Source organism: Staphylococcus nepalensis (genome assembly GCF_002442935.1).
Classification (GTDB): Bacteria; Bacillota; Bacilli; order Staphylococcales; family Staphylococcaceae; genus Staphylococcus; species Staphylococcus nepalensis.
Window position 1 is genome coordinate 2213498 of record NZ_CP017466.1, and the last position, 13394, is coordinate 2226891.

Sequence of the window (13394 nt, forward strand, 5' to 3'; positions counted from 1 at the left end):
CCTCTTAGTTTATAAAAATGATTTTATGATTAAATATAGTCCCATTATTAGCATAACTGTTCTTAGTAACATAACGACAGTATTTGATTTTATAGATTGATTCACTTTCACGCCTATTTTAGCGCCGATATAACTAGAGATAATTAAGACAATCGAATAAACCCAAGCTACGTGTCCTTGTGCAATGTGCCCAACAGAGCTCATCACACTTGAAAAGAAAATCATCATCATACTTGTACCGACCGCCACATGGGGAGGAAATCTGAAAACGATAAGCATTAATGGCGTCATTAACGCCCCCCCTCCGATACCAAATAAACCAGTCAGTATACCGATAAATAGTGTTGCTATAAATGCTAAAACTGGCGGTACGCTATAATGATATGTTCGACCATAACCGTCAACATATGTACGTTCATATTTAGGTTTATTAAACATCTTCATTGGTTCTATATTATTTCTAATCATGAGTAAAACAGCTACAAATATCAAGAAGACACCAAAGTATAAATTAAAGGAATCTAATGTTAAAAAACGGCTTAGTATAGAACCAATTAATGAGCCTGGTAATAAGCCGAATAAAAAGATTGAGCCATTTTTAACGTCTACTTGTTTTGTTTTCAAATAGCCTAATGTTGATGATAATCCTGTAATAATCAAAATCAATGAAGATGTACCAATTGCAATTTGAGGTGTGATACCTTGTAATAAATCATTTTCTACACCTAAATAAACTAATGTAGGGACGATAATGATGCCCCCGCCAATACCAACAAGAGATCCTAGGATGGCTGATAAACCACCAATTAAAATCAATATGATTATTGTTAACATGTTTTATCGCTCCTAAAATAATTTTAATTGTTGTGGTGCTAAGCCTTCATAATCAATACCTAATAACTTTTGGTATGTTTTTGCATTTTGAGCAGCATGACCACCAGAATTATTATTAAACACTACGTAAATATTTTTAGCTTTTTGTTCTAATAGTTTAACTTTTTGCGCTAAATCTGTAAGTTCTTGCTTGTTGTAATCATATAGATATCTTACATCTCTCCACGCTTCATCTGTCATATCTTTTTTAGTCCAACCATATATATTCCGACCGTGATAACGAACGAATGCTGTTTCATTCGTAATGCGATTAATTAGTGGTATGGAACCTTGACCAGCTTGTGGTTCATCGCATACTGCATGAATAATGTCATAGTCTGTTAAAAAACCTAAAGTTTCTTCTTTATATGTTTGATTAAACCAAGATTGATGCCTAAATTCCACACATACTGGAAAATCTTTCAACTGTTCTCGTACATAACGAATATATGTGATGTTTTGTGCAGTACAATCAAACCAAGGCGGAAATTGTACTAATACCATTGCTAATTTATGTTCTGATTTTAACGGTTCCAACATCGCTTTAAACTGATTAAACAGTGTCTGTCTCGTTTCAGCAAAATCATGATAATCTGCATGTAATGTTAACGCTTGATGAATTTTAACAATGAATTCAAATCTTTCTGGTGTTTCTCTTATCCATTTTCTAATATTTCTTTCAGGTTGTATAGCATAATAAGACGCATCTAGTTCCACGATAGGAAAATGGCTCGCATATGTAATCAATTTATCTGATTTACGTTGCAAATCTTCATATAAAATATCATGGTCACCCCAACCCGTTAATCCAATATTTATCATAGTATCACCAGTTACATGATACCATAGATCTTTTAAGAGATTCACTAGATTAAATTTATTCCTCCAATGTTTCAATCAATTTCTAGCAAGCGTAATAAAATCTCAAAAAACATGATTATTTCAATATAAAAATAAAAACAGTTGCTATACTTTTTAGAAATAGCAACTGTGCATTCAATCATATTTAAGCTAATTATTTATTGAGAATACTACGTGTTTCTTTAACAATATTGTCAATCAGCACAGACGCTGATACAAATTGTGACAACCTAGGACTTTGGCCGCTCCACAAATGTGTCCATTGTGCATTACCCTTTTGAGCTGCAGCTTTACGAATACCATTCGTCAATTGATTTTGAATAGGATAATCTGGAATGTCATCGTCATAATAATCCATTTTATGTATGAACTCATTATCTATACCTCTAGCCGGTTTGCCTGTAAAAACATTAGTAATCACGGTATCTGTTTCTTTACTATGTTGTATCGCATTTTTATATAATGTAGATGCGCCACTTTCCTCTGAAGTTAAAAAGGCCGTACCCATTTGTACAGCTTCAGCGCCTAAGACCATACTTGCAACTATGCCACGCCCATCCATAATTCCACCTGCAGCTATCACTGGAATACTTACATTATCGACAACCTGAGGTATAAGTGACATTGTGCCAATTAACGGCGTATGATCACCAGAAGTCACAGTGAATGACCCTCTATGGCCACCCGCTTCACTACCTTGTGCGATAACGGCATCCATACCAGCACTTTCATTAGCAATCGCTTCTTCAACAGACGTCGCAGTACCTACAAGCGTGATTTGACGCGCTTTCAACTTTTCAATGACGCTCTGCTTAGGTATGCCAAAAGTAAATGAAACCACTGGAATCCCTTTTTCAATTACAACATTAATCGCTTCATTAAATTGCTGCTCTACACTAATATCAATGACTGGTTCTTCAAGGTTTAGTGCTCTTCTATAAGGTTTTAACCAAGCGTTCATATGTTCTACATTTTCTGGCACATATAATTGCTCACTGGGTACAAATAAATTGACAGCAAAGGGTAAATCCGTTAATTCTTGAACGTATGTTATTTCTGAATCTAATCTATTTGCAGTAAAATAACCTGCGCCAATCGTACCGAGGCCACCGCTATTGCTCACAGTTGCTACTAATTCTGGTGTCGTGCTCCCTGCCATCCCTGCTTGGATGATTGGCAACTTAATACCTAATACTTCTGTAACCTTTGAAGAAAAGTGCATATCAAACACCCCTTTATTTAAAATCAACATCTCAAATATCACTTTAAGTTTATTAATTATTTCCTGTAATTTATGGTTTGTTATTGTACGCTTGCATCTGTGCTTCTAATTTTTCTTTTTCTTGTTCATCCATCTCATCTTCGATCTCCATACCGAGCATTTCTTCAATTAAATCTTCATGAGAGACGATGGCATCGGTGCCTCCAAATTCATCTAGTACAATGGCTAAATGTTTACGAGAAACAGTCATTTTCCTTAACACCCACTCTGCCCTATTATGTTCATTTACAAATAAAGGTTCAGAAGCGTATTGTAGAATATTATTAGACTGTGCTTTGCTCCATGCTAACAAATATTTCGAGTGAAAAATACCTATAATATGATCTATATCACCATCATAAACAGGATAACGTGTATATGGGTTAGTCAACACAGTATCATAAGCTTCTTCATACGAAATATCGGATGAAAATGCAGTCACATTGATACGCGGTGTTGTATCGATATTTGTTATTTTTAATTGTTCAAAATCCATGACACCTTGAATTCGGTTACGTTCCATTTCGTTAAAAGCACCTTCACTGCCCGCAATTGTAACCATCTGCCTTATTTCTTCTTTAGATAATCGTTGTTGATCTTCTTGCCCTTTTGAAAGCAGACTATTGATCATATCAGTTAACCAGTTTAATAATTTAGTAATTGGTTTAAATATTATGACAAAAAATGAGATTGGGGTATAAACCAGTCTAGACATACGATCTGGGTAAGTTGCAGCGATAGACTTAGGTATCACTTCTGAAATGATGATAATGGCAACAGTCGTAATTGCTGTAGCAACTCCGACATTCACACCTATATTCACGGCTAAAACAGTAACTAAAGTTGGCAGAATAATATTCGCAATGTTATTTCCTATTAATATAGTAGTGATAAATTCACTAGGTTTTGTAAGTAACTTTGATAATTTTGCAGATTTTTTATCTCCATTCTCTGCTTCAGTTTGTATTTTCATTCTATTCGCCGCAGTTAAAGCGGTTTCACTTCCCGAAAAGAAAAATGAAGCAAATAAAAGTATGATTATGGCTATAATCATATAAGCATAACTCCCTTTATATATTATGTAAAAATTTAAACGATATTTATTATTTCCCTTATTTTTTATGAAATAAACGCTATTTTAAAATTTTGAAAACGTTTTATATACTTATCAATATAAAAAAACACGAAGTGATGTACATTTGATTATACCGAAAAATACGGCACCAAAATGGCATCACTCGTGTTTTTAAATTTGATTATAGATTGCATTAGCAACTATTTAAAATTAGCCGATAGAACCTTCCATTTCAATTAAATTTAGGTTATTTCATATTTTTAGTATATTCAAAACGCCTTTAAATCAACGTTTTACATGGTTTAAATTTTATAAAAAATACATTTCGAGATAAAATGGTATCAAAAATGGTATCAATAAATTAAAACACCCACCTTAATTGGTGGGTTTATCAATCCTTATATATCTTAGTATACTCTTTAATTAATTCCTTTCTATTTTTATATTCTATATTATTAAATGAATTATTTATTTTACGTAAAAAACTTTTGACTTCATCTTTTTTCGCTTTGAAAAAAGTTTTATTTTCTTCCATGATTAAATCGACAGAGATTTTTTTCTTTATTTCTTCTCTACCATTACAGATTATAAAATAAATATAATTATCAATTCCCACTGTAAAATCTTTCCATGGACCTATATATTCCATTGGTATTTCTTTTCCTTTTACATTTTTGAATAAATCACGTGTCTCATTATTATCAATTATACCTTGTATTTTATAATAAACATCTTTGAATTTTTCATGAAAAATTTGTACATCCCAATATAAAACAGCAGATGCTTTATTTAGATTTTTGTTTTTCAAACTTTCTAACGTGTCATTTATTTCTTTACAATTTTTAAGAAGTTTTTTTAAATTCGTTGGATCTAAAAAATTATCGTCTTTAATTAACTCATTAATAAAATATAAATTATTATTAACATCTTCTATATATTTCAAAACATCTAAATTTATCTCCATATTTTGTTGTAAATCATTCATTTTAATCTGTTGTTTAAAAAGTTTTCGTGATTCACTGCCTGCAATCTTAGCACCAAAATACGCACCAAAGAAAGTAGTGATCAACCCTGTGATACCTATAATAACTTCTAATCTTTCATATTTTTTTAAAATACCTATATTAATGATATCTAAAATTAGAATTACTATAAGCTCTCCTATAAAACCAGCAATCAATATTTTAAAAAATAGTTTTATTTTAATCACATCCTTATATTATTATACCACCCTCTATTTTATCTCCACAATATCTAACAAATCAACCTTACTTAATCCACTATCTTCATATAAATGTAGTGTTTGTGTATGAACATCTACTTTGTGAATACAACCCTCTTTAGTTTTAATATATCCATTTTCGAAGTAACGCAATTCAATTTTAGGATCATTGTACATTTTAAATATTAACTTATCGTTTAAATCATTCAATTGGTCATCACTTAATGATGGTCTATCAATCTTATTTTGGTCTTGTATGTATTGTTCTAGTTGTTCGTATTGTTCGGGCAGGGTCTTGAAGGCATTCCACTTAACGATTCCTCGCCCTTCTGGTATACGTGGGTTCAAGTATTCACTAGGTATTTTACGATAGTCAGTTTCATATTTATATTCGTCTGGTGCGTTAGGATTTATAATTTTCATATCATCACCTCTTGAATACATAATAGAACACTTGTTCGTATATGTAAATAAAAAAATAACCACCCCTAAGGGTGGAAGTAGGGTTATACGTTTAAGAGATATTGCGCATACAAGTGTTAAGTAGAAAAGAAATAGATCTGATTTCTCTACTGTTCTTTATGCATTTGTTATAGTATCTAAACAAAAACTATAACAAATCAGTTATAAATTTATATCCTCTTTAACAATTCTTTTATATTTTCTTTAGGATAAATTATAAAATCCTCTAATTTTTCTTTATACTCTAGCCTTTCGAAATTATAATCTTCAGCAGTACCGCCATGAAGAATAATATTATTTAAGGTCAGCCCTTCCACTTCGGTTAGTCTATTCTTAGTGAATTTTATAAAATCAATTTGAGTTTCATTCACTCCAGTAGGTCTACATTTAATTTCACATATATGAGAATTACCGTTTTTTTTCCAATATATGTCTGCAGTTTCTCTTCCTTGAACTTTTATCAATTCTCCATTTTCTATAGCATTAAAATCCCAAACAAATAAATTTTCTTGAAAATCACTCGTTTTACCAAAAATAGATATTCCTAAAGCTTCCATTAATATACCTCTCATTTTATTGACTGATCCTTTTTTATAATCAAGTATATTTTTATAATTCATTAAGGCTCTTTCAAAGTATTTAAAAGTTGCTTCTATGTTTTTTTCTTCATCATCTGTAATATCTCTTTCTATTTGAGCATATAATTCAACGATTTCAACTATAGTAAATTCCAATAATTCTACAAGGTTTTTATTTGTAAAATTTTTAAAATCCATAAAATCCTGATTTATATTCATACATAATCCATCATATAAAATACAATAAAGTTCATCATTAATTCTTAGTATTGTATTTAACTTTGAAATAAAACCATCTATGTTTTTCATAAATTGCTTATACTTAGCTTGTGCAATAGGAAAATATAATTTCCCATCAATATATCTGTTTTCAATTGCAGGCACAATTTGAATGTTATTAGTCATTTATTTTCCTATCTTCCTTCTATCGTAGATTGGAAATATAACTTTGTTACCTACTACTTCACTAATAACTTTAACAGACATTTCTTTCGCATATTGATACATAGTTATAAATACAGCTGGCTCTAACTTTGAGTAGTATTCTTGTTTAGTATCGATTTCATTTATAGTTGAATTATATTCAGCAATATATTCAATATTTAACTTAAAATCTTTAGTGCTGATAGTGAATTTCGCCAAAACAGTTATATTATTATTTTTTTCTTCTATTAAATACACTTTGAAATTAATCTCTTCAGACTTAATAGTATATGGATTGTTATATGATAAAAATTCTTCATTATATTTTTTTAATGATAAATTATTTAAATTGAAATCTGAGAGTTGGAATTCATATTCATAATTCATTAACATAAAGTAAACTCCGTAATATTTGATTTATTAATGATTTCATTTTCGGCGCTAAAATTATGTTTTATAGCTAAACTATTATCTTCTATTTTATCCAGTTTATTTAAAATGTCCGAGAATAAATTTATTATATCTTTGAAATTACTATATGCTGATTCATGGATATAATCATTAGCTTTTAACCTTTTTATATATAATTGATAAAAAGAATTATTAACATTAGTACCTTTATCTTTTATTAATTCTTTAATTTCATCATAAAGATATAAAATTCTAAAATTATATTCGAGTTGATTCTTAAATTCTTCATTTTCTAATAGTTTGAGCGCTCTTTCCCATTCCATTTCTAATTGTTGTGTAAATTCATCTACTAATCTACTTTTATCGAGGCTATTATTTTTTTGCTTTAATTCCTTAATACTTAACATAAATGTCACCTCATAACTTTTCCTATATTATAATATATAATATATCACATCTTATATATTTATAAACAAACACATCAATATACTACATATTGTGTTTTTAATTTAAAAAACTCCTTCAATCACTATAAACACTCTTAAAAATACTACATATTGTGTCAATATATTTTCTTGATATAATTTACTTTTGAGTTTTGAAACAAAGCGCATAAATACCTGCCCTGTATAGTATGAATACAATTAAATTATAGTATAAAAAAACACCCAGTAGGAAGCTGGATGGCATCAACTATTAGCAGAGTAATCATACAATCAATATAAATACTATTAAGGAGTATCTATTAAATAAATACCCACTAAAAATGTTAATAAACAAAAAAGACAGCCGAATTAACGACTGCCTATACACAATAAGGAAGTTTCTCTATCTAAGAAACTAACGAAACTATATCATACAAACATAAAAAAATAACCACCCAGTGACATGTGTGGGTGGCGGATATAAAAACTATTTGGGAAAGGGCTTATACATGTATATAAATTATAACACAAAAAAATAGGGCAAGCACATAAGTGCCTACCCTTAATATAATCACGTGGTGGTAACAAATCATAGTAACAACTTATTAACCATAGTTATAACGTAGAAAAGACAGACCCGAAAGTCCGTCTGATCCATTGTATGGTTAATAATGATCGTGCCTATAATATACAATAAAAAAGCGCCTCGCAAAGAGACGCTGAATATATTTTAAGGCCAATCACAGTGGATTGCGTGGGTTTAAAGCCTATTTATAATTTAACATATTTTTCCGTTTAATCAAATAAAAAAAGAGCAGACACGGGACAATGTGCCTACTCAGTGTGAACTAGAAATACAATCATTGAAAGCGCATTTATATAATAATATAAAAAAGACACCCCGTAAAGGGGTGTTGTGAAAACTCATTTTTAAAATGAGACGATAAATACAGTTGGTATTATATCAACGTATTTATTATATTAGCATAAATTTTTAATTATGCAAGTTAATAAAAAAGACAAGCACAGGGGCCTGTCTCTTCATACTCGCATGTTTTAATAAAAATAAAGGAACGTGAATATATGTCTACCTATAAACTATCACTTTCTAATGACTTGGTCAAATAAAATAAAAAGCACCCTATTTAGGGCGCTTAATAATGCGTTTAAATGTACTTTCAAGGCGTGCTTGTGACCAAAGCACATTCATAATATAACATATTTTGTCTATTTTAACTAATTTACAAAATTAAAAATAGGCGAACTTGAAAGTCCACCTATTCATTCGACGATTAATTATTTTAAGTTACATAGAAAGGAGTCTAAGCTCTCTGCAATTAACTTACCATTTTTTATAAACTTAATCAAGTTAAAATAAGAAGGCACCCCTAAAGGATGCCTGAAGATATAAAGGAATATAAATTTGAAAAGTGCTATGACCATAGCACTACTAATAGTTTAACATAAAATTAAAGAGTAAGCACGGGACAGTGTGCCTACTCTTTTTTATAGTAATGGTATCGGTATTGGTTAGCAATAGTAATATATTGCTCAAGACATTTATACCATAAAAAAGACACTCCGTAAAGAGTGCCTAATGCGTAAAAAATAGAATTGGTGAGTCACAATAAATATTCATTGCCTCTATTTGTAATATAACATATGAAAATTAGTTTAGCTAATAGACGTTTCAAATTTTTTAATATACTTCTACTATTCTTAATCGTTCGTGCCATACCCAACCATTATTGTTATGAGAGTATACTCGACACCAACCGTCTAACACTTCAAAAATGTAAAAGTCATCATAACCTGCACGGTAAGTTTCATTAGTGAGTGACCATTGATAATTACCTTTTTTACCACTACGTTTCGCTACAGTTGCACCGTAATGATCTACTTTACCTCTGAATTTGCATTTCTTACTCCAACCAAGTTTACTAGGTGGAATACTTCCTACCTTCAAACCACTTGTTTTCTTAGCGTTCGTTTTTTGATTGACAGTTTGTTTATCCGGTTTATTTTTTAAACTTTGTCCGCCTCCTGGCTTATAAACTTCTGTTATTCTTAATCTTTCATACCAAACAAAGCCATCGTTCGAAGGAGAATAAACTCTAGCCCAACCGTCACGTATTTCATAAACATAGAATACATCTCCTTGTCCGTACACTTCATTTGTAAGTACCATTACGTTATTGTGGTTAGGTCTACAAATTGTAGCACCTGCATTGTCTGCTACTGCTTTGAAATATGGTTGGTTAGACCAAGTTAATTTCTTAGGTGGAACACTGTTTAATTTCAATGTCTGGCCTTTTGATGGCGCTTTTGGTTTTACGTTTCCAATTGTAGTTAAATCAACACTGTCATCTGCAAAGTCTGGTACGATAAAGTGTGTTAAGCCACTATAATTATCTTCTCTTAATTTAGCCGGTGAATTAGCATTTCCATCATAGTTTTGTTCTAATATTGTGAATGATTTAGTACCACCACTGTTATCCCAAACTAGGCCTGTATGCCCCCATTTGCTATATATGCCCTCTGTATATACAGCGATTGCTGTTACAGGTGGTATATAGTTTTTCGTGTTCTCTACCACTTTCCAACCTTTAGGCATAACATTGTTAATAAGGTCTTTTGCGTTGCCCCAAAATCTGACACCTTTTGTGACATGGTGTACAAAATCAGTGATAACGTCAACGCACTGATACGCAAACTCGTCGTCAAAATCAATATATTGACCTTTCATGCTGTGCATGTACTCGATAGCCTCTTTCAGCTTGACGTGCGACTGAGGTGACTCTGTCGGTTTTTCTTTTGTCGGCTCTTTGACCTCATCGGGCATGTTGTCATCTTCTTGTACACCGCCGATGTATTTGTTCACTAGCTTATCAAGATTGCTGATATTGCGGCTGTAACTTGCAGCCTCGAGTAAGTTGCCAGGGTCTACTTTACCTGCTTGTATATCTTGATGTCCTGGCATTTCTGTTTTATGGTCTATCTTCCAGTAGTCGCAAAGATAAGCCAAGATACGCGCTAAATTATCAAGTGACTTTTTAGAACGTTTTTTATCTGAGAAATACGACCCCTCAACGCCAAATGCGGCATCGTTTGAGTCTAGGCCGTACCAGTTGTTATCCGTAACAGCATTATAAAGCACATGCCATGCTTTCTCTGTAACAGGTATGCAAATAATTGCCTCTTTGTCATCAACGAAAACATGCGCACTCGCTACAAGCGCCCAATCAATGTTATAGGAATTTCTGTAATAATTCACATTGTTTTGTGCTGTCGTGTTTAAGTTGCCTGTGTCATGTGCCACTGCAAATGCAGGCGTGCCTGTAGTGAGCTTTTGCCCGCTGCGTCTTGTTCCAATCGGCAATAAGTCGAAATACACATCTACGCCGTTCCATTTACCTATATATTCTCTAGCCATTACTTAACGCCTCCGCCTCCGATTTTATTTACGTTTTTGCCCTCACGGTTTTTGAATGTTTCCCAAATGCCTGTAGCCATTAAGCCACTGATTAGGCCTGCCAATAAGCGACCACCAATAGACAATTCTGAAACAATTTCAGGAATGAAAGTTGTTACACCGCCAATGACTATACCGACAACCATGCCTGCAACAGGTAGCCAGTTTTTAGGCACGATATTCAATTTCTTTAACACTTGTACTAATGCTATTGTGATTACTGAAATCACACCTGCAAATGCGATAATTTGTTCCATTTATAATTCCTCCTAATTAATATAAAAAGGCCGTCACTGCTCTGTGACGACCTTACTTTTTAGTTAATTGATTATTTTGATGTGTATAAAATCGGTCTTCGAATTTATCAAAACGACTATTCAAACTATCAATCTTTGAACTAACTTCTAAGATAACCTTTGTATCTTCACGTTGTTGTTTTTGTTCTTCTTTGATATCTTTTAATGAAGCATTATGATCTTCAACCTCTGATTCTATACGTGTAATTCTATTTTCATTATATTTTTTATCTTTACCTACTTTTGTAAACAGCCCCACTACAGTTACTGTTAGTGGTAAAACAGTAAAGATAATCCAATAAGTTAGTTCGCTTTCATTCAACATTGAACCTCCCACTTTCTATAATAAAAAACCACAAGCCTAAGCCTGTGGTTCTACTGGATAATCTTCTCCAGTGATTTCTTTGTATTGTTCTTGTGTAATGCAATTTTCTTTACTGTAAAAAATAACATCTTCTTTTGTATAACAATTTTTTTCATAATAACGTTTTATAGTATCAAAGTCAGGAGCATTATTTTCTTTATCAGTTAAATAAAGTTTCTTTATGATACTCGCAACATCCATTTCAATATCACTCGGTTTATATGGGTCAGGTGGATTATTCTTTTCGTATTCTTCTTTTGATGTTCCAATCCACTTTTCCCCATCGAAGTAATAAGGTTCGTATATACCTGTTGGAGGAGGTACTTCAGTCCAGTCACCCTCTGGCCATTCTTCATCATCGTTGAACAATAAATAAGTAGTTCCGTCATAATAGTTGTATATTACTTTCATAATATCCCTCCTAAATTAGATAATAATTAATTTTACCATCAGCATAAGTCGTTGTATTTTTAACATATACTGCAATTTCTCCAGTTACACCGATTTGTAAACTTAAAGGTTCGTTGTCGCTTCCACGTCCACCTACACTAAAGGTTTTTTTTGGAGCGATATTATTTGATAAAACACCTACTACATTTCTGCCCACTGCAAATGGTCCCTTAACATTTATAAATAACTCTATTTCAATCAAACCATTACCGTGTGAAATAGTTCTATAAACACTCCACTTCACTGTATCAGTCACATTACTAAATCCATTCTTAAATGTGATATCTGTGAAAGGCGTCACACTAACACGATTATTTGCTATATCACTATCAACTCTTGATATGAGGTTGTCCGTATATACTTTAGCGTTAGATTCAGCGTTTTTCGATTTTTGCTCTATAGATGTACTTATTTCTGTGTTAGCATTTTCTAATTGTTCATCAGTATAACTTTTGCTTAAATTTAAACTTTCATTAATATCATTATTGATAGTTTTTTTATCATCATTATAGTCAGTTAATTTAACCGCTTGATTGTTTTCGATGATCTCTATTGCGTTATTCGCTACATTGTCCACATCTGTAATCGCACCATTAAATTCACTTAAAACATTTGCTCTTTTAGTTTCAATTTGTTCTAAAGTTTCATCAAACGACTTATTTACTTCTTGTTTTTTATCATCTAACTGTGATAATCCGTTATTGATAACTTGCAAAAGAGATTCTTCTGCCAAACTAATTTTACCTTCTAATTCTTGTAGTTGTTTACGCAATTGAACAACATTTCCAACTTGTATGACTACTTCGTTAGGTTCGAGTGTTTCAATACCACTGTCTAATATAGCGATTGTAAAATCACATACATAAACCCTATCCTCTGAACCTTTCCTTTCAATGGTTACAACAACTTTTACATCGCCTGTTTTTTCTAATTGTTCATCTGTTAGAATGTATTCAATTGTCCCTGTGAATGGATCAACAATATTCATTTCTTGATTAATATATTTCGATTTATCGGCAAAAAATAAACTTATCATTGGACAAACATTGGGTTCTCCTAACAATAAGCTTCCGTTTTCTCTATTAATTTGTAACCTTATAACAGATGTATTATTGTCTGCACTATAATACGCTAGAATACCTTTACCTATAGTCGATTCTTTAGGTAGTATATTTGCCTTTAAACGTCCGATTTTTTCTAAGTTATTCATATCTTATCCTC

14 protein-coding genes are annotated in these 13394 nt (G+C 31.7%); all 14 read right to left on the reverse strand.

Annotation, left to right across the window (positions count from 1 at the left end; all coding sequences use genetic code 11):
* Positions 1 to 9: 9 nt before the first annotated feature.
* On the reverse strand, positions 10 to 834 hold the full coding sequence (locus tag BJG89_RS10495) for a sulfite exporter TauE/SafE family protein (protein ID WP_096810541.1): 825 nt from the start codon (positions 832 to 834) through the stop codon (positions 10 to 12).
* A 12-nt stretch (positions 835 to 846) separates the two neighbouring features.
* Entirely contained in the window at positions 847 to 1695 is an 849-nt protein-coding gene (locus BJG89_RS10500; RefSeq protein WP_096811232.1) for a DUF72 domain-containing protein, read from the reverse strand.
* Between the two features lie 193 nt (positions 1696 to 1888).
* Positions 1889 to 2956 (reverse strand): NAD(P)H-dependent flavin oxidoreductase, encoded by a 1068-nt coding sequence (locus BJG89_RS10505; RefSeq protein WP_096810542.1) that lies wholly within the window; start codon positions 2954 to 2956, stop codon positions 1889 to 1891.
* Positions 2957 to 3026: 70 nt separating this feature from the next.
* Positions 3027 to 4049: a hemolysin family protein gene (locus tag BJG89_RS10510; protein ID WP_096810543.1), complete on the reverse strand. Its 1023-nt coding sequence runs from the start codon at positions 4047 to 4049 to the stop codon at positions 3027 to 3029.
* A 412-nt stretch (positions 4050 to 4461) separates the two neighbouring features.
* The gene (locus tag BJG89_RS10515) at positions 4462 to 5280 is read right to left on the reverse strand and encodes a hypothetical protein (protein WP_096810544.1); all 819 of its coding nucleotides are present in this window, start codon (positions 5278 to 5280) and stop codon (positions 4462 to 4464) included.
* Positions 5281 to 5304: 24 nt separating this feature from the next.
* Entirely contained in the window at positions 5305 to 5715 is a 411-nt protein-coding gene (locus BJG89_RS10520; RefSeq protein WP_096810545.1) for a YolD-like family protein, read from the reverse strand.
* Between the two features lie 209 nt (positions 5716 to 5924).
* Positions 5925 to 6737 carry a hypothetical protein gene (locus tag BJG89_RS10525; protein ID WP_096810546.1) on the reverse strand — a complete coding sequence of 271 codons (813 nt, stop codon included), beginning with the start codon at positions 6735 to 6737 and terminating at the stop codon, positions 5925 to 5927.
* Positions 6738 to 7148, reverse strand: a complete 411-nt coding sequence (locus BJG89_RS10530; protein ID WP_047504146.1) for a hypothetical protein — start codon at positions 7146 to 7148, stop codon at positions 6738 to 6740.
* Positions 7142 to 7573, reverse strand: coding sequence for a hypothetical protein (locus tag BJG89_RS10535; protein ID WP_047504148.1), 432 nt, complete (start codon positions 7571 to 7573; stop codon positions 7142 to 7144). The genes BJG89_RS10530 and BJG89_RS10535 overlap by 7 nt, the downstream gene beginning before the upstream one ends.
* Positions 7574 to 9290: 1717 nt before the next feature.
* A complete protein-coding gene (locus BJG89_RS10540) occupies positions 9291 to 11024 on the reverse strand; it encodes a peptidoglycan recognition protein family protein (RefSeq protein WP_096810547.1) in 1734 nt (577 codons plus the stop codon).
* Positions 11024 to 11320: a holin gene (locus BJG89_RS10545; RefSeq protein WP_096810548.1), complete on the reverse strand. Its 297-nt coding sequence runs from the start codon at positions 11318 to 11320 to the stop codon at positions 11024 to 11026. Before BJG89_RS10545 ends, BJG89_RS10540 begins: the two co-directional genes overlap by 1 nt.
* A gap of 52 nt (positions 11321 to 11372) precedes the next feature.
* Positions 11373 to 11681, reverse strand: a complete 309-nt coding sequence (locus tag BJG89_RS10550) for a DUF7365 family protein (protein WP_157772549.1) — start codon at positions 11679 to 11681, stop codon at positions 11373 to 11375.
* A gap of 39 nt (positions 11682 to 11720) precedes the next feature.
* Entirely contained in the window at positions 11721 to 12134 is a 414-nt protein-coding gene (locus tag BJG89_RS14825; RefSeq protein ID WP_232514175.1) for an XkdX family protein, read from the reverse strand.
* A gap of 10 nt (positions 12135 to 12144) precedes the next feature.
* Entirely contained in the window at positions 12145 to 13383 is a 1239-nt protein-coding gene (locus tag BJG89_RS10560; RefSeq protein ID WP_096810549.1) for a BppU family phage baseplate upper protein, read from the reverse strand.
* Positions 13384 to 13394 lie beyond the last annotated feature (11 nt).